Origin of the sequence: Paenarthrobacter ureafaciens (assembly GCF_004028095.1) — a bacterium.
GTDB classification, from domain to species: Bacteria; Actinomycetota; Actinomycetes; order Actinomycetales; family Micrococcaceae; genus Arthrobacter; species Arthrobacter ureafaciens.
Genome location: NZ_SBHM01000007.1, coordinates 619,127 through 640,783, shown reverse-complemented (window position 1 = coordinate 640,783; position 21,657 = coordinate 619,127). Strand labels below are relative to the sequence as shown.

The window sequence follows — 21,657 nt, the reverse complement described above, 5'->3', positions numbered from 1 at the left end:
CTCCCATCACCCCTCCTAACAGTGATTTAGCTGCCCCCTATTCGCATTTTACAGTTTAAGTGCGAATAAGCGCTCATTTAGGCGCTCTTTTTGGTCCACAGCAGAAGCGATGTATAGATGTATACAAGTACACTTCACTCTTACTTTGGCGGCAGCATGGCAGAATCACGGCTTCGGAACACCGGGGCGAACCTCGTCTACACCGAGCTCAAGCGGCAAATCCTCGATCTGGAGTTGAAGCCCGGGACCCGTATCTTCGAGCCCGCGATGGCTGCAGCACTGCAGGTCAGCCGGACCCCACTGAGAGAAGCGATCAGGAGACTCATTTCGGAGAGCCTTCTTGAGCAACAGCCAACTGGCGGCGTCCTGGTTCCGTTGCTTGATGAGAAGGCGGTCTCCGAGCTGTATGACGTCAGGGCTGCCCTTGAGTCATTGATGGCCCGCGAAGCCTGCGCCAAGGCCACCACCGAACACATCGAAAAACTACGGGGAATCCTGGACCGAAACGCAGCCATGGTCGGATTCGCGGATGAGGCCATGAGGCATGGAGTGACCCTCCACGCCACCATTGCAGACATCGCCGGCAACTCCTGGGCACTTCGATTCCACGAGCAGATTGCCAGCCACGTTGAGCGGTACCGGTACTTCACCAACAACTCACCGGAACGTCGGGAGGAAGCCTTAGCGGACCACCGGGCTTTGGTGGAAGCCTTGGCGGCCAAGGACCCGGAGCGTGCGGCGAAGATAGCCTTCGATCACGTCATTGGAGCCCGTGACGAGACTCTGCGCGTCATCGCAGACAAGGGACTTGACGTCGAATGATCGGCGAACTGGGGCGGCGCTCGTCAACTGCTCTCCTCCTTCACTCGGCGCTGATTCAGGCCATCACTTTCCTGGTGAGGCCGGCTGCAACATACCGGGCCCTGGAACTCGACGTTCCCGCCTTCGCGCTCGGTGTGCTGGCCGCCAGTTACGCAGTCTTTCCGTTGTTGCTGGCCCTCCCCATCGGAAACCTGGTGGACCGCCTTGGCGAGCGTCGGCTGATGGCCGCGGGCTCCGCCGTCGTGCTTTCCTGTTCGGTGTTCCTGTTGCTGTGGGGGTCGTCCGTGGCCGCGCTGATCGCGGGAACAGCGCTCCTGGGTGCGGGCCAGCTTGCGTGCGTGGTGGGGCAGCAAGCCGTGGTGGCGAATAACGCTGCCTCGTCCCGTCTTGACTCTGCTTTCGGTTACCTGACCTTCGCAGCGTCGTTGGGCCAGGCCTTGGGGCCGCTGGCTATCTCGTTGGTCGGAGGTCAATCAGTGCGGCCCGACACCCACTCGATCTTCCTCTTGGCCGCCGGCATGGGGCTCGTGCTGTTCGGGACGACGTTCCTGGTCTCATCACGGGTCAGTGGTGGAAAGCGGGCCACCCGCAGCGGCGGAGCTCCCCGCGGAAGCGCCTTCTCCCTGTTGCGCGTGCCAGGCGTGGCGCGGGCGCTGGCCACCAGCGCAACAGTGCTGGCCGTCGTCGACCTCACCGTGGTCTACCTCCCCGCACTGGGTGCCGAGCGCGGACTCACCGCGGCCACAGTGGGTCTGATGCTCACCGTCCGGGCAGTCTTTTCCATGGTTTCCAGGCTCGGCCTGGGACGGGTGTCCCGCAGGCTCGGGCGGCTGAAACTCCTTGTTCTTAGTCTCGCTGTTTCGACGGTCGCCTTGGCTGTGGCGGCGATCCCCATGCCGGAGTGGTTGCTCTTCGTGGTCATGGCGTTCCTAGGTTTGGGGCTGGGAATCGGCCAGCCGCTCACCATGTCCTGGCTCTCCGCGCAAGCTCCGGAAGGGCAACGCGGGAGGGCCCTGGCCCTGCGACTGGCGGGGAACAGGGTGGGGCAAGTTGTCCTGCCAAGTGCCATCGGAGTGGTGGCTGTGGGCTTGGGCGCCTCCGGAGTGTTCCTGGCATCGGCCGTCGCGGTGGGAGGGACGATGATCCTGCTGCGCGGAGTGCGCCTGGACGACTGACCGTCACGAGATCTGACTGGCAGTAGTGGTTGCCAAAAGGGCTGGGAACAACCGCTAATGCCAGTCAGTTGGGAGTTATTCCGCAAACAGCGCTGCCAGGTCCTCGGCCGTCAACGAGCCGCCGGCCAGGGCGTCACCTTCCATCACGTCCGCGAAAAGTTGCGACTTCTTGGCCTTCAACGCCATGACCTTTTCCTCGATGGTGTCCTTGGCCACCAGCCGGTAAACCATCACGTTCCTGGCTTGGCCGATCCGGTGCGTGCGGTCCACGGCCTGGGCTTCGGATGCCGGATTCCACCACGGATCCAGAAGGAAGACGTAGTCCGCCTCGGTCAGGTTGAGGCCGAATCCACCGGCCTTCAGGGAGATCAGGAAGACCGGAGCCGTCCCGTTCTTGAACTCGCTCACCACGTCACCGCGGTTGCGGGTGCTGCCATCGAGGTAGCAGTATTCAATGCCTTCGGCGTCCATGCGTTCCCGAACCTTGCCCAGGAACCCGGTGAACTGGCTGAAGATCAGCGTCCTGTGGCCCTCGGAGATGATGTCCTCGAGCTGTTCGAACAGGACATCCAGCTTGGACGACCGCACCGCGGACATGGAGGAGTCCACCAGCGAAGCGTCCAGGCTGAGCTGCCGAAGCACCGTTAGCGACTGGAAGATCGTGAAGCGGTTCTTGTTCACATCGTCGATCAAGCCGAGGATCTTCTGCCGCTCCCGCTGCAAATGGGTTTGGTAGACCTTTTGGTGGCGCGGGTTGAGCACGACCTCCAGCACCTGCTCCTGCTTTGGCGGAAGGTCCTGGATAACCTGCTCTTTGGTGCGCCGCATCATGAGCGGACGGACCCGACGCCGGAGCTTGCCCAGTTGCGCCGAGTCGCCGTTCTTCTCCACCGGCTTCTGGTAGTTCTCGGCGAACCTCTTGGGACTGGGGAACAACCCCGGCGCAACGATCGACGTCAGGGCCCAAAACTCCATCAGGTTGTTCTCCAACGGGGTGCCCGTGATGGCCAGCTTGAAGCGCGCAGGCAGCTTGCGTGCGCACTGGTAGGCCTTGGACTGGTGGTTCTTCACGAATTGGGCCTCGTCCAGCATGAGCCCGGCCCATTGGAAGTACGCGTAGGCCTCGTAATCGATGCGGAACAGCGCATAAGAGGTAATTACGACGTCGGCACCCGCCAAAGCTTCCGACGGCAACAGGCCACTCTTGGCGAATGTTTCCGAAACCGTCCGAACCGTCAGGCCGGGTGCGAACCTCTGTGCTTCCAAGGCCCAGTTGCTGACGACGCTCGTTGGCGCGACCACCAGGAACGGGGCCCTGTCCCTGCCTTCGGAAGCAGCCAGTTCCCGCGCCGCGCAGATCAGCGCCAGCGCCTGGACGGTCTTGCCGAGGCCCATGTCATCGGCGAGGACGCCGCCCAGGCTGTGCTTGTAAAGGAAGCTCAGCCAGTTGAACCCTTCCAGCTGATACGGACGCAGCTCAGCGTTAAGGCCGGCCGGCAGCGGCAGTCCGGTGACGCCGTCGTCGAGCAGTCCACCAACGGACTCCCGCCACGCCGCCGCTTGTTCGTCCACGATCCCAAGCTGTGCGAGTTCGTCCCACAGCCCTACCTGGAACCGGCTGATCTGCAGGGTTCCGTCTTTGTTGTCCGGGTTGTCCTGCAACGAACGGGCCTCGTCGATGAGCTCGCGGAGCTGGTGGAGCTCGGGCAGATCGAGGGAAAAGTGTGCGCCGCTGGGCAGCAGCATGCGGGTCTGCCCGGCAGCGAGCGCCGAGAAAACGGCGGCGAAGGATACCGGTTCACCCTCGAGCGTGATGACGATCCCGAGGTCGAACCAGTCTCCGCTCGCGGTCTCCTTGGTGGAGATCGACACGACAGGCGCTTCTTCGGCCTCCCGGTAATCGGCAATGTCACCGGAGGTTTCCACCACGACGTCGGGCAGTTGCCTGAGTGCCGGCAGCACCTCTTCGGTGAACGCCAGGGTGTCCAGGCCACTCAGTTCAGCGGTAGCAGTGAGCCGGGGCGCACCCCAACCCCCTGTTGAGGATTCCGCGAGGGCAGGGACGATCTCCCACGGGTGCCCCAGCGATTCGAGGATGCGTGCCTCCGCGGCGTCGTCCCGGTAGCCGCGATCGTCCGGGTGCCGCCAGAGGGGTTGGGCCGTCACCAAGGTTCCCGACGTGTAGTGCCACTCCCAGTGGAGCCGGACCTTGTGGTCGTTGCCGTAGTTGGCCAGCAGGGACAACGTCGGCACGGCAAGCGTCGGCAGCTCCACTGATTCGTCGGCTGCTTGGACAGGCGTGGACTGACGGAGCTTGGGGTAGAAGGACGTGAGGAAGCGGCCCTCGTCCTCGGCCGGAATCTCCAACGTGGAACCCTCGGTCACGAACTCCAGCAATTCATCGCTGAGGCTCCCCCCAAGCGGTGCAAGGGTGATCAGGTTCTTCTGCTGCGGCGCCCCGGGCAAAGTGTCGGCGCCGGATTGCGTATAGAAGATTCCGTTGGCCGGCTTTCCCACAAAGCCAACAGTGGCCGGATCAACGGCTTCCCCGTCCACGGTGACTGACGGCGACAGCTGCAGGCCGCCGTCGGGCTTTCCGTCAACGGAACCTTCCCGTCCCGTCCTGGCCAGGCTCAAGCCCACGACGGCGGGTTGGGACGCCACGTGAACGGGCTCAGTACCAGCGGTGTGGATGAGCGGAATTCCGGCTTTCCTGGCTTCCTCAAGGAGTGACCAGAGGTTCTTGCCGGCGAAGTCGTTCAAGCTGAGCCACATTGCGCCGGAGGGCTGGTGCCGCCCGCTTGGGGAACCGTGGGCTGCCATGAAGGTTTGCAGCCACTCCACCTGGGCTTCGTTGAATTCACGGCGGAAACTGATGTAGCTGAGGTTGTTCCACGATACGTCGCCGCGGATCCATTTGCCCTTCGCGCCCATCATCATGGGGCGGGCCTTGAGTTGCCTTACGCTCCTTGCAGGGTCGCGGCGGCCTGTGTAGGAGAAGTGCGCGGCAGGTTCTTCCACTTCGAACTGCAAAGCGAGCTGGATACCCGCGGGGTTGGCGGGTGCTCCAGGCTTGGTGATCAGCCTGTTGAGGGCAAGTTCCCATGCCGGGCGGCTGGTGGCCTGGCTTGGGTTCGCCGTTTGCATTCCGGGGGATTGGGCAAGGAGCTGGGCTCGAATGGTGGGGTGGTCCTCCGCCGTGAAGAGCAGGGCTGCGACGTGCTTGCAATCCTTCCGGACCGGGCAGCTGCAGATGCCCACGGTGCAGCTCCAGCCGCTCGGTTTTCGCACCAGCTTTGCCGACGTGGAGTAGGGCTGCACTCCGTTGCCCCGGACTTTGCCGAGGAGGAGACCGGTGGCTGAGTCGAAGGTAATCCCGTTGACCCGGCTTCCCATGGCATAGGCCAGCCCCGCCGCGAGGGAGCGGTCGTTGATGGCAGGTGTTTGTATGGCCAGTTCCCAATTGTCATCGGGGTGGGATGGCATGCAGGCGACTACTTTCGGAAGGAGGTTATCTGCCCAATCTTAGTCAGCCTGCTGCGGCTCCCAAACTTGAGCCGCCGGGTTCGCGGGAACGTCCCCTCGTAGCCGCCGAGTTCGCGGGAACGCTGTGGGTTCGCATGGAAGCTTGGGGTGCGGCGGCAGGCTTCCGGCGATCTCGGGAGCCGCAGGTGGGCGATAGGTAAAGCGTGCCGCGGAGCTCGGCGTCGTTCCCGCAGCTTTGGTGCATCCCGCCGGGTTCGCGGGTACGATGCCCAGACGCTGTAAGTTTGCGGGGGCATTCGCACCGTTGGCGTCTACTTTCCACATAGCGACGACCAGGCCTACTGCCGACTTGGAGGCCCGGCGATGCTGAAGCGATGCAACCAACATCAAGTGTGACCACTCAGTCGACCCTCCGCGCCGCACCTCAACGAGGCTATATGTGGCGCACGGACGAGCTGCTTCGCCTGGGCTACAACAGCCGAAGCATCAAGTACCTCTTGGATTCAGGCGAGCTGCGTCGAATGCGGTACGGATGCTACATGAGCGCCGGCAAGTGGGACTCCATGGGACCACGAAGTCAGGCCCTTGCGCGGATCATGGCCCATGCTCACGGAACCCTGACGACTTCGACGGGCGGTTTGGTCTACAGCCATCTATCGGCGGCACGACTCCATGGCCTGTTCTTGTGGGGTGTGGACCAAAAAGTCCACGTCCTGCACCCGGTTCGACCGTCCTCGGGTCGATGGGGCAAGGACGTCCGGGGTCATACTGAAGCGCTGGCCGAGACTGAGATCGTGACGGTGAGAGGCCTGCGGGTCACGTCGCTTGAGCGCACAATGTTCGACTGTGCCAGGATGCTCAGCTATCCGAAGGCGTTGGTCATCATGGACCATGGTCTGCGGCTTGGGGCAGATCGGAATGTGCTCGCCTCAATGGGCGCAGCGTCCGCGGGAAAGCGCGGGATCCGTATTTTTCGCAAGGCCCTTGAGAATGCCGATCCCCGGTCCGAATCCGCAGGCGAGACGCTGAGCCGGGAGTTGATGCAGCGGTTACGCATCAAACCACCGGAACCCCAATTCCGCGTGAAGACCCGGGTAGGAAACCACCGCTTGGACTTCGCGTGGGAGGAAGAAAAACTGGCCTTGGAATTCGACGGGAAAACCAAGTACTTCGACTACAAACCAACCGACGAGGTCATCTTTGAAGAAAGGCGACGCGAAAAGGCGCTCATGGAGGACGGCTGGAGGTTCATCCGGATCGAGTGGAAGGACCTGTTCCAAGAGCGGACCTTCAAAGAACGAATCCTTCGAGCGCTCAGGTCGCGCAGGTAAGGGGGTGGTCGCGCGGGTTCGTGGGAAACGTGCATGGGCGCAGGGAAGCTTGCAGCGGTTCGGCACGCTTCCCGCGAACAGCAGGGGTGGTCGCGCGGGTTCGTGGGAAACGTGCATAGCAGCAGGGGTGGTCGCTCGGGTTCGTGGGAAACGCGCATAGGCGCAGGAACGTTGCAGCGGTACGGCACGCTTCCGGCGAACTCGGCGAACTCGGCGATCGGCAACGGACGAGGGGGCCCACTCAGTAGCCCGAACCAGCAGCGCCCTTGATCATCTCTCCGCCGGGGCTCACCAGGTACCAGACGTTGTTCACACCCTGGCCCGCAACATCACCGGGGGCCTTGTCCTGGGCGTAGTAGTACAGGGGCATGCCGTTCAGCGTGACCTGCTTCTTCCCGTCGGGCGTGGCGATGGTTCCCACAGTGCCGGTGACGCCATCAACCTTGGGCGCGTCCGCCGTCGTCGTAAATACGGGCCACGCGGCAAGGCATGCATCCACGCAGGCGCTCTTGCCGGAGTCCTTGACGTCCTTCGTGAAGAAGTAGAGGCTCATTCCTTTGCCATCCACCACGATCGGGCCGGCGCTGGAGGACGCCACTTTCATCTCCGCGTCTGCCTCTGCTGTGCTGGGAGCGGACACGGATGACGACGCCGGCGGTGCAGAGGACGTGGACGTGCCCGGACTGCCGGCGCATCCTCCCAAGGCCACCGCGAGGACCACAGCACCAAGTCCAAAGCTGAATCTATTCTTCATCACTGGCTCCCTTGACGGGCCGGCCGGAGTGGGCCGGCGCTAACCCTAAGACGCCGCCGGGGGAAGAATGGTTCATGGTGAACCGTGTGCCGGGAAAAGGCGTCGTATGGGGTGGGATCGAAGGAGGTGGCTATGCCGTTGGACGAGGACGTGGTGGCAGCGATCTACCGCGACCACGGCACGGCCCTGAAGCGTTTTGTGCTCAGTTGCACCCCGGATGCGCACCTGGCTGACGACGTTGTGCAGGAAACCATCCTGAAAGTGTGGCAGCACGCCCCGCACATCACGGGAAGCCTGCGAAGCTACCTTTTCAGGACCGCGCGGAACGTGATCATCGACAACTACCGGAAGGCCCAGCGCAGGCCCGCGGAGGCAGAGGAGCACGAACTTCCGGACCACGTCGCCACCGAGCGCGTGGACGAGCTCTTGAACCGTGTGCTCATGGAGGAAGCGCTTTTGCGGCTCAGCCACGAACACCGTGAAGTTTTGGTGGCCCTGCACTACCAGCGGTACACGGTCACCGAGGCGGCGCTGCACCTGAACATCCCCGTGGGCACTGTTAAGTCCCGGGCTTTTTATGCAGTGAAAGCCCTCCGAACGATTCTTGACGAAATGGGGGTGGAAAAATGAACGCCGATTCCGTCCACCAGTTGCTGGGCGCCTACCTGCTGGGTGGCCTTGAGCCGGATGAGGCACGCGCGTTCGAGGACCACCTCGCCGCTTGCGCGGACTGCCGCGGCGAGCTGGAGGAGCTCGAAAGCCTTCCCGCGTTGCTCGACGCCGTCCCCGCCGCTGATGCAGTCGCCCTCACCGTTGCGGGCGGAAGCCAGCCGTTGGCGCCGTTGGAGACTGTCCCGCCGTCGCTCCTGGTTGATCTCTCCACCCGCAGGCGGAAATCACGACGGCGGTGGGCAGCCGTTGTTGGGGCTGTCGCCGCCGCGTGCCTGGCCTTGGGATTCCTGGCGGGTCCTTTGCTGAACCAGCCACCGAAACCCGACGCCACGTATTCCGTTCAGTCGGGCGATGGCCTGCAGCTGACGGTTGGCATGGTCAAGAAGACCTGGGGCACGGAGTTGGCTGTTGAGGGGCGGAGCATGCCGCTGGAAGGGACGCTCTATCTGTGGGTCAAGGGGCGCGACGGCGCTGAGGAACGCACGTGCGGGTGGACGGCGACGCCCAGCGGACGCATCAAGATCACCGGCGCCACTCCTGTTCAGCTGACCGGCATCGCGGGTGTTGAGCTCAGGGACGATTCGGACAGGACGGTGGCGTCAATCTCCGTGCCGTGATGCTGCTTGCAGTTCGGCCACGAGGGCGGGGTCCTCGCATGCCCTCGCGAAGGCCTCGATCCGACGCTCAATTTCGCGGCCCAACACCCATGTCCCGATTTTTTCGGCGATAGGCGCCAGCCAGCCGGGCCTGCAGGAGAACGTGTATTTCCACACCGCGCGGGTGCCCCCGGGCTCCGGAGTGAACCGCCACCCGCCTCCGAAGGTGCCGAAGAACCAGGGGCCGGCCACCATGGTCATTCCTACGTTTCGTGGGGGATTGTAGGAAACGTACTCGGTCACCATGGTCAGCTTCATCCGGGAGACGGTGCGGGTGCGGACCCCTTTGCCTGGTTTCGTGGCGCCGTCAACGAACGATTGTGCCGAGATGAACGGGTCCCATGTAAGCCTGAATGCGCCTGTGCTCTGGGAGAGGGCGAAAGTGGTCTCCGGATCCAGGCGGATGAACCGTTCTGCGCGTACCTGCGGCATATCAGCCCGCTTGTCCGGATCCGAGTACCAAGATCACCATGAAGGCCACCCCGAAGACGTTGACCGCCATGATGGAGAGCCCAACGATGCCCGTGATTCTCCCGGCGTTCATGCGGCCTGCCCGGAACACGGCAATCAGTCCGCAGACCACGGCCACAATCGCCAAGGCAACAGCCAACGCGGCGAAGGCCAAAGCTCCGATCCACCACGCATCGTTGCCCTCGTTGAAGCGGCTCATGGCAGAAGCCACCGCAGCGATGCCCAGCGGAACACTGACCACGGCCGCCACCGGCGAGAGCACGGCAGCCACGATGCTGGTAATGCCGGCCCCCAACCCCCGCGTCCCCGGTCGGGGTGGCTGCTGGTGGTATTCGAGTGGTGGTTGGTAGCTCATGGTTCCCCCGGAGTCCGTGGACTAGATCTTGCGGTAGGTGAGGTCGAAGATCATGCGCCCGGCCTCGTGGGCTTTGTTCTCGAAGCTGGTGCGGATCCGGCCGTCGAACCGGGGAGCCCAGCCGCCGACCTCGTCCACGCCCTGGTTGGGGCCGGTGTGCTCGGTGCTGACGGGTGCGCGGCCCTCCTTGACGGGGGCGCCGCCAACAACGGATTCGACGCCGGATTGCCAGACTTGCGTCAACGGGCTCTCCTCGCCGCTGCGCTCGCCTTCGTGCATGTTCTCGAACTCCGTGGAACCTGCAAGGACTTCCCGAACGTGGATGGCGTAGTTGGACCAGTCGGTGGCAATCCGCCAGTAGCCACCCTTCTTGAGGGCCTTGGCCGCGACGGATGCGAAAGCCGGCTGGATGAGCCGGCGCTTGTGGTGCCGGGCCTTGTGCCAGGGATCCGGGAAGAATACCCAGAGTTCGCTGACTGAGCCCGCGGGCAGCATGGACTCCAGGACCTCGGGTGCGTTGGCTTCCACCACGCGCACGTTGGTCAGCCCGCGGCTGTTGATCTTGATGATGGTGTTGGCCAGGCCGGGGGTGTAGACCTCAACGGCAAGGAAGTCCTTGTCCGGGTTCTGCTCGGCAGCATGGACCACTGCATCGCCTAAGCCGGAGCCGATCTCCACGATCAGGGGAGCCTTGCGTCCAAACACGGCCTCGGCGTCAAAAACGTAGTCCGGGTGCACGGACGTGTTGGCCACATGACGGGGGACCTGCACAGCCCAGCGTTCGGCATGTTCTTCCCAGGCTGCCTGGCGGCGGCCCTGGAGGCGGGTACCTCGACGCACAAAGCTGACCGGACGGCCGCCGTATGTGCCAAAGGAAGCTTGGCTGCCGGGGGTGATGGGGCGTGGGGTATCTGGGGTCTCACTCATGTCCCTTCCAGAATACTTGGCCGTCCAAAACCGGGTCACAGTCGGTCCCACAGGGGCAGCAGTAAACAGCCCTGACAGAATAGGACGTGTGACCTCCTCCCAGAAGCCTGCCTCCGCAGAGAGCCGAACCAAGAAGCGCACAGAGAAGTCCGAAGAGAAACGCCCCTTGCCCGAGATCGCCGTCGACGCTGAGATCGACGAAGACCCGGCCCCGGCTCCCACCCAGCTCAAAGGCAAGCGGGCGCTGGCTTATCTTGCGGTCTGCCTGATCCTCATCGGCCTCAACTTGAGGACCGTCTTCTCCAGCTTCTCCGCGGTGCTGCCGGAAGTAACGTCCGACGCCGGTCTGCCGGGTTGGTCTGTTGTGGTGCTGACTACTGTGCCGGTGACGTTGCTGGGTGTCTTCGCACCTACGGCACCCGTCCTGGCGAGAAGGTTTGGAGCAGAGAGGGTGTTGCTGGGTGCGATGGCCGTCCTCACCGCAGGGCTCCTGCTGAGGCCGGCCGAGCTCCCCGGCGCAGGCCACCTGCCCGCCTTGCTGGTGGGAACAGCGGCGTGCGGTGCAGCCATCGCGCTGTGCAACGTGCTGCTTCCCGGCGTGGTGAAGAGGGATTTCCCGCACCGTCTCGGCTTGATGGGCGGCCTGTACACCACGGCGATCTGTGCCTCCGCAGCACTCGGCGCGGGATTCACGTATCCGGTCTTTACGGCAACCGGCCACTGGACATCGGCGCTGTGGTTCTGGGCGGTGCCGGCCGCCGTCGTACTTTTGCTCTTCCTGCCGCCGGCCATCAGGCAGCACCCCGTACGGCACCAGCACCTCAAGGGCGGGGTGAATGTGTGGAGATCCGCGGTGGCGTGGCAGGTGACGGCGTTCATGGTGCTGCAGGCGATGATGTCGTTCAGCGTGTTCGCGTGGCTGGCGCCGATCCTGCGTGACCGCGGTGTGGACGGTGGCACGGCGGGCCTGATCGTCTCGGTGTCGATTGTGCTGCAGATGCTGGGGTCGTTGTTCGCCCCGGCGCTCGCTGCCCGGCTCAAGGACCAACGGGTCATCAACATGGTGGTGGCGCTCATGACGGGCGGCGGCTTCGCCCTGAGCATCTTTGGGCCCACTGAGTTGATCTGGGTGTGGACGGGGTTGCTCGGGCTCGGCCAAGGGTCACTGACTGCCGTGGCACTGACCATGATCATGCTCCGTACCCGGGACGCCCACACAGCCGCGCACCTTTCCGGAATGATGCAGGGGGTGGGCTACGGGGTGGGTTCCACGGGGACGCTGATGGTTGGCCAGCTCCACCAAGCAACGGGTGGCTTCGCCGCGGCGGGGGTCCTGTTCCTGGTGGTCGGCTTGCTGGCGGCGTTCTTCGGATTCAGGGCGGGCCGGAACCGCTTCGTCTAACCCAACTGAGTCGCAGCAGTGCGCGTTTTGAACGTTCAAAACGTGCTCTGCTGCGACCCAGTTGGGAGGGGTCAGGCGGTCAGGTCCTTGCCCTTGGTTTCGGGGATCAGGAAGGCGAACAGGATACCCACCAGCAGCAGGATCACCGCGTAAACGTTGAACAGGTACGCCTGGCCGATCGTGCCCAGCCACGTCTGCAGGTAAGGGGCCGTGCCACCGAACACGGCTACGCAGATCGAGTAGGGAACGCCCACGCCGACGGTCCGGATGTGGGTCGGGAAGAGCTCCGCGTAGACGGCGGGGACGATCGCGGCGCTGCCGGCGATGAAGAACAGCATCACGGACATGGACACGGTCAGCTGCCATGGCGAATCCTTCAGCAGCCAGGTCATGGGGAAGTGGAACAGCGCGGCACCGGCGGAGGACATGATCAGGACGGGCTTCCGGCCGATCCGGTCAGACAGGCGACCCCAGAACGGCAAGGCTGCAATGAACACCACATTGGCGAGCACGCCGGCCCACAACGCAGCGCCGCGGTCCATTTTCAGGGCCGTCGCTGCGTAGCTCGGTGCCACAACACCCCAGATATAGTACACCACCGTGAGGCCCACAGTCAGCCCAATGACTTGGAGGGCCTGCTTGCGGTACTTCACGATTTGCGGCCACATCGGCGCGCGCTTTTCCTTGGGAGACTCAGCCTCGAAAGCCTCGGTTTCCTTCATCTTGGCCCGCATGAACAAGGCATAAATGCCCAGGGCGCCACCGATCAGGAACGGAATGCGCCAACCCCACGCGCCCATGTCTTCCTTGATGAGCACAGCGGTCAGGATGGCGCCAAGCAGCGTGCCTGCAAGGATTCCGGCCGTGCCGGAGGTGTAAATGAGGGTGGCCCAGAAGCCACGCTTTTCCTTGGGTGCCATCTCCGAAAGGTACGTTTGCGACGACGGCAGCTCGCCACCGTGTGCCAGGCCCTGGATGAGGCGGGCCACCAGAAGCATCACGGATGCGAAGGCGCCGACGGACTCGAACGTGGGGGCCACGCCGATTAACAGGCTGCCGATGGCGCCGAGGGCCACGGCAACAGTCATTGACGTTTTGCGTCCAATCCGGTCGCCTATCCAGCCGAACACGAACCCGCCGAACGGCCGGGCTACGAATCCGACGGCGAAGATCGCCAGCGTGGACAGCACGGCAGAGGTGGGGTCGGCCGCGCTGAACAACGCGCTCGCGATGAAGGGCGAGAACGTGGCGTAAATAGCCCAGTCGTACCATTCAACGGCGTTGCCGATGCCGGTACCCACAAGGGTGCGGACGTGCGACTTGTGGACCTTGATGTCGGCAGGGGTTCCAACAGTGGTTGTCATCTGGTTCTCCAGGAGTCAGTTGGCGGCGAGCGCGGCGATGCGGGACACGGCCAGTTCGGCGTAAAGCGCGGCACCGTCGGTGAGGACGCCGTCGTCGAACGTTGCGTAAGGGGAGTGGTTGAAGGGCGACGTCGAGGGGTCGGCGCCGGGGGCAACGGCACTGAGTCCCACGAAGGTTCCGGGGACCTCGGCCAGCACGCGGGAGAAGTCCTCGGAGCCGCTGAGCGGGGTGGCCATCCGGGTGAGGCGGGAGTCTCCGAACATGCCGGCAATGACTTTCTCGGCGGTATTCGTTTCATCCTCGTCGTTGATGGTGAGCGGGTACTCCTCTTGGTAGTCCACGTCCACCTCCAATCCGTGTGCTGCGGCGATGCCTTTGAGCAACCGGGGAACTGCTTCCATCATCTTCTGCCTGGACGCTTCGGAGAAGGTCCGGATGGTGGCTTCGATGCGTGCGGTTTCCGGGATGACGTTCCGTTTGGTCCCTGCGTGCAGCACCCCGACGGTGAGGACCACGGGATCGAACATGTTGAACTGGCGGGTGACCATGACCTGCAGGGCCGTGACCATTTCCGCCGCGGCAGTGACGGGGTCCTTGGCGGAATGCGGGGCCGACCCGTGGCCGCCCGCGCCGAGGACCGTGACCACCAGCCCGTCGGAGGAACTGAGCATCACGCCGTCCTTCGTGACGAACTGCCCGTGCGGCTCCAGCGAGGAGAACACGTGCATTCCGTAGGCGGTGTCCGCCCGGCGCCCGGCAGCGTCGAGGACGCCTTCGTTGATCATGTAGCTGGCACCGTCGAATCCTTCTTCGCCCGGCTGGAACATGAGGACCACGTCTCCAGCGATTTGGTGGCGGCGTTCGGCCAGGAGGGTTGCGGCTCCGGCGAGCATGGAGGTGTGGAGGTCGTGGCCGCAGGCGTGCATGGCTCCGTCCACCCGGGAGGTATAGTCCACGCCGGTTGTTTCCTGGACTGGCAATCCATCCATGTCGGCGCGCAGGAGCACCACCGGCTTCCGGGCCGAAGCGTGGGCCGCACCGCCCCGCAGGACTGCGGTGACCGACGTCGTGTCCTTGCCCAGCGTGATCTCGTACGGAAGTCCGTCCAGCGCTTGGAGTACTTTTTCCTGGGTGCGGGGGAGATGCAGTCCGATCTCCGGTTCGCGGTGCAGTTCGTGCCGGAGCCGGACGATGTCTTCGCGGAGTTCCTGGGCGTCGGCGGCGATGGTCATGCGGGGTCTCCTGTGATTTGTTCGGCTTGCGCTTCTCTTAGATCATTCTGCGGTGATGCACCTCACAAGGCCCGAAAGATCAGGAAATATGCATGGCATGTGTGAAAGGTGCAGGATTCATGCAAGCGGGAGAGAATTGGGGACATGGAACTCAGTGAGGAAGACCTGCGCCTCATCAACGCCCTGCAGATTTCACCCAGGATCAGCTGGTCCGACGCCGGCGACGTCCTGGGCGTCCATGCCACCACCTTGGCCGCCCGTTGGGACCGGCTCAAAGCCCAAGGTGCTGCGTGGACGACCGCCCACTTGATGGGTGACCCCAAGAACATGTGCCTGGCGATGGTGGACGTCGATTGCGACATGGATCTTCGGCCCGACGTCACCGCGGCCCTCGCCCGGTTGCCCGAGGTGATCACCGTGGAGGAGGCGGCCAGCAACCGGGACCTCACCCTGACCGTCATCACGCAGGACCTGGATCACTTCAGTACCGGTTTGCTGCCCCGGCTCGAGGAAGTCCGGGGCCTCACCAAGTACCACACGTCCCTGTGCACCAGGATCCATACAAGTGGCTACGCCTGGCGGCTTAACGTCCTCACCAAGGCTGAACAGCAGGCATTGCGCGCAATGGCCGGTCCCGAGTCGGCTAACCCGCCCGCACCGGACGCCATTGTTGTGCCGCTGCCCGAAAGCCACCTGGCACTCATCCCCTTCCTGGCCCGCGACGGCCGTGCCACAGCCGCGGAAATTGCCCGGGCCCTGGGCCGCCACCCGGCCACTGTCCAGCGCCAACTCACCCGCGTGCTCGGCAGCCGCATGCTCTCCTTCCGCTGCGAGATCGCACAGAAATTCTCCGGCTACCCCGTGACCGTGCAGTGGTTCGCCAACGTCCCGGCCGGCCAGCACGAAGCCGCGGCCACGGAATTGCGGGCCATCCGGAACGTGCGGTTCCTGGCCTCAACCACGGGGCGGACCAACTTCACCATGATCATGTGGCTGCGCACCCTGGCCGAGGTGATGGAGATGGAACTTGCCATCCAGCAGCGCATCCCGGGGATCGAATTGGAGGAGAGCGTCGTCATGCTGAACACCGCCAAGCGGGTGGGCTGGATGCTCAACCCGGACTCCACGTGCACCGGAACCGTGGTGCCACCCTTCGGCGAGCTGCTCCCGGCGAGCGCTTAGGGCTTCCTCGTAGCCCGAAGGACGGTATCCATGATGGTGGCAGGGTTGCCATCCGGGTCTTCGATGGTCCGCTCGCGGCTGGTGAGAACCCCAATCGACCACGGCCCGTGTTCCAAGCCCAGTTCCTCCGCGAGTTCTTCGGGTGTGTAGAACATGTCCGTCTCGTGGTGCCGGCTCCATGGCGCCAGCCCGTGCGGGTGGTGCCCGACCACCAGCAGCGTTCCTCCCGGAGCTACTGCGGCGGCAGCCTTCGACGCCGAGTCCCGCCAGGGCAGTAGGGGAGAGTGCAGGAACTGGGCTGAGACAAGGTCGAAGACAGGCTCGGGTGTCCACTCCGCGAGGTCCTGTTGCTGCCAGTTGACGCTCTCTTGAAGTCCGGCTTCCCTGGCATGCCCGGCTGCACGTTCAAGCGCGACAGCCGATACATCCATCGCGGTGACCTTCCATCCGTGCTTCGCGAGCCAGATGGCATCCGCACCCTCGCCGCAGCCGAGGTCCAGCGCAGTTCCCGGCTCCATGCCCGTGATCTCTGCGACCAGTTGGGGATTCGGGTTCCCGCTCCAAATCTTCGGGCGTTCCCGGTACATCCCGTCCCACATGTCCACGGCGTTGTCCGCATCCTCGTGGAGGTCCAGGCGGCCCTGTTGGTCGCCGCCTTGGCGAGCCACGCCGTCGTGATGATGCGCGTGCTGGCGGGTTCCGCCGTCGTGAGTGTGTTCAGTCATGATTCAAGCGTGCCGTCCGCCGCAGACCCGACGCAACACCTGTTGCTGTTCCAGCAAACCCCGCCCAACTAACTGGCAGCAGCGGTTGTTTTGAGGGCTCAGAACAACCCCTAATGCCAGTCAGATGGGTGCATTCCACCGCTGGGCGCCCGCCCCGGATGCCCCGAGTTCGTCCGACGGGTTCTGCAACGTGCACGATTTCAGGCTCAGGCAACCACAACCGATGCATCCGTCCAGATCGTTCCTGAGGTGCTGCAGGGCGGCGATGCGCTCGTCGAGTTCCTGCCGCCAGCGCAACGAGAGCCTGGTCCAGTCGCGCTTGGTGGGTGTACGGCTGTTGGGCAGGGACTCCAATGCCTCGCGGATGTCCCTCAACGGCAGCCCCACCCGCTGGGACGTCTTGATGAACGCCACGCGGCGCAGCGTCTCGCGGGCGTAACGCCGCTGGTTGCCTGGCGTGCGTTCGGCGCTGATGAGGCCGTTGCGTTCGTAGAAATGAAGGGCCGACGGCGACACTCCACTCCGCTCGGAAAGCTCGCCGATGGTCAGGGGCCTGTGTCCGGATACCTTCGACATGACTGAACTTCCACGTGCCCGGCGGGGCGTTGACCTCAACAATAGTTGAGGTTCTAGGGTAGCGTGCATGACCCCTGACACCTCAACGGCCGGTATCCTGCGCCGTCCATACCTCCTGGCCACCGTGGGCACCTGCGCGTTGGTGTTCCTGAGCGCCTTTGAGTCCCTCGCCGTCACCACCGTGATGCCGGTGGTCAGCCGGGACCTGAACGGAGCCGGCCTGTATGCACTGGCCTTCGCCGGTCCGCTGGCTACAGGCGTGATGGGCATGGTGGGTGCCGGGAACTGGTCCGACCGGAGAGGCCCGAAGGCTCCTCTCTACGCATCGGTGGCGATGTTCGTGGTGGGACTCCTCATCGCAGGAACTGCCGGCACCATGGAAATGCTGGTGCTCGGCCGTCTGGTCCAGGGCCTTGGTGGCGGGGCAGTGACTGTGGCGCTGTACGTCTTGGTCGCGCGGATCTACCCGCCCGTCCTGCACCCCAAGATCTTCGCGGCCTTCGCCGCTTCCTGGGTGATTCCGTCCCTGATCGGTCCTTTCGCGGCGGGGGTGGTGGCGGAGCTGAGCAGTTGGCACTGGGTCTTCCTGGGAGTTGTTGGGCTGGTCATTCCGGCCTTGGCCATGGTTGTTCCTGCGATGCGCGGGCTGGCTTCTCCGGAACGCGGTACCGGGGCCCCATCGGGCGCGGATGCACCCACCGTCCCATGGGCTTTCGGGCGCATGGCGTGGGCTGCGCTCGCGGCCGTGGCCGTTCTTGGACTGAACCTGTCCGGCGGGGTGCCGGGCGTCGGCGCGGTGATTGCCGCCGTCGCACTTGTCACGGCGCTCGTGGCTGTCCGTCCGCTGGTCCCGCGGGGAACCCTCACAGCGCACCGGGGGTTGCCGAGCGTCATCCTGTCCCGTGGGCTGGCGTCGGCTGCCTTCTTCGGTGCCGAGGTGTACCTGCCCTACATGCTGACGGAGCGCTATGACTTCAGCCCGACCTTTGCGGGCCTGACCCTGACCGGATCAGCGCTGGCGTGGGCCGGGGCGTCCGCTGTGCAAGGACGGCTCGGGTCCCGGCTGGCTGATGCCTTGGCTGTACAGATTGGCGCCATCCTGGTGTTGGGGGCCATCGTTTTGGCGCTTGTCACGTCCGCGCTGGCGCTGCCGGCGGCCATAGCAATTGTTGGCTGGCTCTTCGCGGGCTTCGGCATGGGCCTGATGTACCCGCGGCTCAGCGTCATGACCCTGGCGCTGTCCTCGCCGGATAACCAAGGCTTCAACAGTGCCGCCATGTCCATCTCCGACTCCCTGGGCGGTGCGCTGGCCCTCGCCGCAACGGGCCTCGTCTTTGCCGCCTTCACGAACGTCGGGCCCTTTGCGGCGGTCTTTGCACTGACGGCGGTCATCGGCGTCGTCGGTGTTGTGGTGGCACCGCGCGTCGCGGCCCGGCCGGGTGGTTCCGCCGCACCCAACGCCCGCGGAGCCCGCGACGGCCAAGCCGACTTCTCGCTCACCCAGCCCAAGTAGGTCGCATTTGTGCGCGTTTTCGGGGCTCAGAACGCGCGGTGCTGCGACCCAGTTGGGGGCCCGATGCAAGGAGAAACGTCCACCGCTGCTAGAATGGGATCACTTGATGTGCGGTGACGCCCTGAAGCAGGTGGCCTGACAGGCTGCGCGGCGGGGCATTTTTCATGTGAGAGGCACATCCTGCGTCGATGAACGCGTTCCATTTGGTCCCGGCCAGCGCTCCTGCAGCGAACCGGTAGACCACCTGACTTTTCCTCGGCGAACCCCTGGCCCAACCGGCGTCGGGGGCCGATGTCCGCCACAGGACACCGCCCGAAAGACATGAAGTACATGACTACTTTTGCTGCCCTTGGCACGCCCAAGGCAATTGTCGAATCCCTCGCTGCAACCGGCATCGAAGAGGCATTCCCCATCCAGGTCAAGACCCTGCCGGACACGCTGGCCGGTCGCGACGTCCTGGGCCGCGGCCGCACCGGCTCCGGCAAGACCATCGCATTCGCCATCCCGCTCGTTGCCCGACTGGCCGGGCGCGAGGCAGGCTACTTCCGCAAGCCGGGCCGTCCCATGGGCCTTGTCCTTGCGCCGACCCGCGAGCTCGCAACCCAGATCAACGCCACCGTCGAGCCGATGGCCAAGGCCATGGGCCTGAACACCACCGTGATCTACGGCGGCATCTCCCAGGCGCGCCAGGAGAAGGCGCTGCGTGCCGGCGTCGATATTGTCATCGCCTGCCCGGGCCGCCTCGAGGACCTGATCCGCCAGCGGATCCTCACGCTTGAAGCGGTTGAGGTCACCGTCCTGGACGAGGCAGACCACATGGCCGACCTCGGATTCCTCCCCGTGGTCAAGAAGCTCATGGACATGACCCCCAAGCAGGGTCAGCGCCTCCTCTTCTCGGCGACGCTGGACAACGGTGTTGACAAGCTGGTCAACCGTTACCTGTCCAACCCGCTGACGCACTCCGTAGACGATCCCCAGGCCGCGGTCACCACCATGGAACACCACGTCCTGGTGGTCAACGACCAGACCGTCAAGAAGCAGCTCATTGTGGAACTGGCGTCCGGCGCAGGCCGCCGCGTCCTCTTCATGCGGACCAAGCACCATGCCCGCAAGCTGGCCAAGACCCTCACGGACGCCGGCATTCCCGCGGTGGACCTGCACGGAAACCTGTCGCAGAACGCCCGTGACCGGAACCTCGCCGAGTTCTCCAGCGGCGAGGTGCGTGTCCTCGTGGCCACCGACGTCGCCGCCCGCGGTGTGCACGTGGACGACGTCGAACTGGTCATCCACGTGGATCCGCCCACAGAGCACAAGGCCTACCTGCACCGTTCCGGCCGTACGGCCCGCGCGGGTTCGGACGGTACCGTCGTTACGCTGACGCTCCCCGAGCAGCAGCAGGACGTCAAGAAGCTCATGCGGGCTGCCGGCGTCGACGTCTCGTTTGAGCGCGTCACCGCCAACTCTCCGCTGGTGGCTGAGCTCGTGGGGGATGTAGCGGACAAGGTTGACCCCCGCACCCGCGCTGCACTCCTGGCAGCCAAGCTCCCGCAGCAGGGCGGCGGGACGTCCAACGGCGCCAATGCCCAGCGCAAGCGCGCACGGCGTTCCGGCCAGGCTACGCCCACTGCAGGCGGTCGCGGCGGGCGCGGCGGACGCGGCAAGGTTTCGGCCGAGCCGGTTCGCACGGACCTCAGCCGTGCGGAGCGTCGGGCAGCAATGAACGACGACGTCGCCCGCGGCTCACGCGGTCGCGGCAAGGCAGGTGCCTCGCACCGTAACGACGTTCCCGGCTCGCAGGGTCAAAGCGGCCGCAGTGGTCGCCCCGCAACCGGCCAGCGTGCATCCGGCGGACAGCGGTCGGCCTCGGCTCCGCGAACCGCTTCTGCCACCACGACGCGCAGCAGCGGAAACAAGGCCGTGTGGTCCTCGAACACCGGCGGCACCTCGGGTGGATCCTTCGGCGCGGGTAATTCCGGCCGTGGGGGTTCCGGCTCAGGTCGACCGGCGCGCAGCGGTCCCCGCCGTGCGTCTGCCCCGGCGTCTAACGAGCGCCGCGGCCGCTAAGATCCCTCACGCTGTGAGGCCCGCTCTGCGCTCTATTCCGTGGGTTTAGGGCGCAAAGCAGGCCCCGCAAGTCTGGCCCGCGAGGTTACCAGCCCTGCGAGGTTACCAGCCCCGGGCGCGCCACTCCTCCAAGTGGGGGCGCTCGGCGCCGAGCGTGGTAGGCAAGCCATGTCCGGGATGCACTACGGTGTCATCCGGGTACGCGTCGAAGAGCCGTTCCGTGACGTCATTCAACAGTGACGTGAAGCGTGCGGGATCGTTCTGGGTGTTGCCCACGCCGCCCGGAAACAGCGAGTCTCCACTGAAAATGTGGGCCGGTCCGTCCGGGTCCTGGTACACGAAAGCGATCGAGCCAGGGGTGTGTCCCCGAAGGTGGATTGCACGGACCTCGAAGTCGTCAAACTGCTCAACGTCGCCGTGGCTAAGCCGCACATCCACGGGAACAGGCAACGCGTCGGCGTCGTCCGTTCCTGCGGAAGTGGTAGCACCGTTGGCTGCCACCAGCTCCGCCAAGGCACGCACGTGGTCCCAGTGTTGGTGGGTGGTTGCGATCCTCAGCAGCTTGGTGGGCTTAGGCGTATCCGCGGCGGAGTCGGCCAGGAGTTGCTGGATGGCCGGGAAGTCGTCGGCAGCATCGATCAACAACTGCGCACCTGTTGCCTTGGACGTCAGCAGGTACACGTTGTTGTTCATCTCGCTCACGGAGATGCTGCGAATAGTGACGTCGCGGGTTGAGTGAATTAGCGAATCCATCTGCTCAGCCTACGTCGTTGGGTTTGCGGCCTTGGTGACACGGCTGCCTGTTCCCCTGGTCTTGCCCTTGGGTTTGCCCTTGGTTTAGCCCTCCCGACAGCTCCGCCATGACCTCCACGGTTTCCACAATCGGAACGCGGAGGTCATGGCGGTGCTTGCGGGGTTTCGGCTTGCGGGGCGCTACCTGTGGGCTTCA

At 64.6% G+C, this 21,657-nt stretch carries 19 protein-coding genes; 9 read left to right on the top strand and 10 right to left on the bottom strand.

Annotated features, from left to right (window positions below):
• The first annotated feature begins 156 nt into the window (after positions 1-156).
• Both AUR_RS07140 and AUR_RS07135 read left to right on the top strand, forming a co-directional pair.
• On the top strand, positions 157-822 hold the full coding sequence (locus AUR_RS07140; protein WP_021472839.1) for a GntR family transcriptional regulator: 666 nt from the start codon (positions 157-159) through the stop codon (positions 820-822).
• Positions 819-1,997, top strand: a complete 1,179-nt coding sequence (locus AUR_RS07135) for an MFS transporter (RefSeq protein ID WP_062098113.1) — start codon at positions 819-821, stop codon at positions 1,995-1,997. Before AUR_RS07140 ends, AUR_RS07135 begins: the two co-directional genes overlap by 4 nt.
• Before the next feature lie 75 nt (positions 1,998-2,072).
• On the opposite strand, the gene AUR_RS07130 is transcribed toward AUR_RS07135, so the two are convergent.
• Positions 2,073-5,483: a DEAD/DEAH box helicase gene (locus AUR_RS07130; RefSeq protein WP_062098111.1), complete on the bottom strand. Its 3,411-nt coding sequence runs from the start codon at positions 5,481-5,483 to the stop codon at positions 2,073-2,075.
• A 374-nt stretch (positions 5,484-5,857) separates the two neighbouring features.
• Here AUR_RS07130 and AUR_RS07125 point away from each other — a divergent pair, with 374 nt between their 5' ends.
• The gene (locus AUR_RS07125; protein WP_062098109.1) at positions 5,858-6,814 is read left to right on the top strand and encodes a type IV toxin-antitoxin system AbiEi family antitoxin domain-containing protein; all 957 of its coding nucleotides are present in this window, start codon (positions 5,858-5,860) and stop codon (positions 6,812-6,814) included.
• Between the two features lie 241 nt (positions 6,815-7,055).
• On the opposite strand, the gene AUR_RS07120 is transcribed toward AUR_RS07125, so the two are convergent.
• Entirely contained in the window at positions 7,056-7,568 is a 513-nt protein-coding gene (locus AUR_RS07120) for a COG4315 family predicted lipoprotein (protein WP_031216668.1), read from the bottom strand.
• A 132-nt stretch (positions 7,569-7,700) separates the two neighbouring features.
• Between AUR_RS07120 and AUR_RS07115 the strand changes: the two genes are divergently transcribed.
• Together AUR_RS07115 and AUR_RS07110 are read left to right on the top strand one after the other, a co-directional pair.
• Positions 7,701-8,198, top strand: a complete 498-nt coding sequence (locus AUR_RS07115) for a sigma-70 family RNA polymerase sigma factor (RefSeq protein WP_021472833.1) — start codon at positions 7,701-7,703, stop codon at positions 8,196-8,198.
• Positions 8,195-8,857: an anti-sigma factor family protein gene (locus AUR_RS07110; protein ID WP_062098108.1), complete on the top strand. Its 663-nt coding sequence runs from the start codon at positions 8,195-8,197 to the stop codon at positions 8,855-8,857. The genes AUR_RS07115 and AUR_RS07110 overlap by 4 nt, the downstream gene beginning before the upstream one ends.
• On the opposite strand, the gene AUR_RS07105 is transcribed toward AUR_RS07110, so the two are convergent.
• The 3 genes from AUR_RS07105 to trmB are packed head-to-tail and all read right to left on the bottom strand — an operon-like array spanning position 8,840 to position 10,649.
• Positions 8,840-9,328 carry an SRPBCC family protein gene (locus tag AUR_RS07105; RefSeq protein ID WP_062098107.1) on the bottom strand — a complete coding sequence of 163 codons (489 nt, stop codon included), beginning with the start codon at positions 9,326-9,328 and terminating at the stop codon, positions 8,840-8,842. The genes AUR_RS07110 and AUR_RS07105 overlap by 18 nt on opposite strands.
• A gap of 1 nt (position 9,329) precedes the next feature.
• Positions 9,330-9,722, bottom strand: coding sequence for a hypothetical protein (locus tag AUR_RS07100; RefSeq protein WP_031216667.1), 393 nt, complete (start codon positions 9,720-9,722; stop codon positions 9,330-9,332).
• Between the two features lie 21 nt (positions 9,723-9,743).
• A complete protein-coding gene (trmB, locus tag AUR_RS07095) occupies positions 9,744-10,649 on the bottom strand; it encodes a tRNA (guanosine(46)-N7)-methyltransferase TrmB (RefSeq protein ID WP_062098106.1) in 906 nt (301 codons plus the stop codon).
• A 166-nt stretch (positions 10,650-10,815) separates the two neighbouring features.
• Between trmB and AUR_RS07090 the strand changes: the two genes are divergently transcribed.
• The gene (locus AUR_RS07090; protein WP_062099356.1) at positions 10,816-12,051 is read left to right on the top strand and encodes an MFS transporter; all 1,236 of its coding nucleotides are present in this window, start codon (positions 10,816-10,818) and stop codon (positions 12,049-12,051) included.
• Positions 12,052-12,122: 71 nt separating this feature from the next.
• Here AUR_RS07090 and AUR_RS07085 read toward each other — a convergent pair whose 3' ends face one another.
• The gene (locus tag AUR_RS07085) at positions 12,123-13,415 is read right to left on the bottom strand and encodes an MFS transporter (RefSeq protein WP_128397098.1); all 1,293 of its coding nucleotides are present in this window, start codon (positions 13,413-13,415) and stop codon (positions 12,123-12,125) included.
• A 15-nt stretch (positions 13,416-13,430) separates the two neighbouring features.
• Positions 13,431-14,648, bottom strand: a complete 1,218-nt coding sequence (locus AUR_RS07080; protein WP_062098104.1) for a M20 metallopeptidase family protein — start codon at positions 14,646-14,648, stop codon at positions 13,431-13,433.
• 144 nt (positions 14,649-14,792) lie between these two features.
• Here AUR_RS07080 and AUR_RS07075 point away from each other — a divergent pair, with 144 nt between their 5' ends.
• Positions 14,793-15,830, top strand: a complete 1,038-nt coding sequence (locus AUR_RS07075; protein WP_128397097.1) for an Lrp/AsnC family transcriptional regulator — start codon at positions 14,793-14,795, stop codon at positions 15,828-15,830.
• Here the strand turns inward: AUR_RS07075 and AUR_RS07070 are convergent.
• Both AUR_RS07070 and soxR read right to left on the bottom strand, forming a co-directional pair.
• Entirely contained in the window at positions 15,827-16,555 is a 729-nt protein-coding gene (locus AUR_RS07070) for an SAM-dependent methyltransferase (protein ID WP_062098102.1), read from the bottom strand. The genes AUR_RS07075 and AUR_RS07070 overlap by 4 nt on opposite strands.
• 120 nt (positions 16,556-16,675) lie before the next feature.
• The gene (gene soxR, locus AUR_RS07065; RefSeq protein WP_128397096.1) at positions 16,676-17,200 is read right to left on the bottom strand and encodes a redox-sensitive transcriptional activator SoxR; all 525 of its coding nucleotides are present in this window, start codon (positions 17,198-17,200) and stop codon (positions 16,676-16,678) included.
• Between soxR and AUR_RS07060 the strand changes: the two genes are divergently transcribed.
• Together AUR_RS07060 and AUR_RS07055 are read left to right on the top strand one after the other, a co-directional pair.
• Positions 17,199-18,644 carry an MFS transporter gene (locus AUR_RS07060; RefSeq protein WP_062098100.1) on the top strand — a complete coding sequence of 482 codons (1,446 nt, stop codon included), beginning with the start codon at positions 17,199-17,201 and terminating at the stop codon, positions 18,642-18,644. The two genes, soxR and AUR_RS07060, sit on opposite strands and share 2 nt — an antisense overlap.
• 330 nt (positions 18,645-18,974) lie before the next feature.
• Positions 18,975-20,708, top strand: coding sequence for a DEAD/DEAH box helicase (locus AUR_RS07055; RefSeq protein WP_031216663.1), 1,734 nt, complete (start codon positions 18,975-18,977; stop codon positions 20,706-20,708).
• Between the two features lie 102 nt (positions 20,709-20,810).
• On the opposite strand, the gene AUR_RS07050 is transcribed toward AUR_RS07055, so the two are convergent.
• The gene (locus tag AUR_RS07050; protein ID WP_021472819.1) at positions 20,811-21,461 is read right to left on the bottom strand and encodes an MBL fold metallo-hydrolase; all 651 of its coding nucleotides are present in this window, start codon (positions 21,459-21,461) and stop codon (positions 20,811-20,813) included.
• Positions 21,462-21,657: the final 196 nt, after the last annotated feature.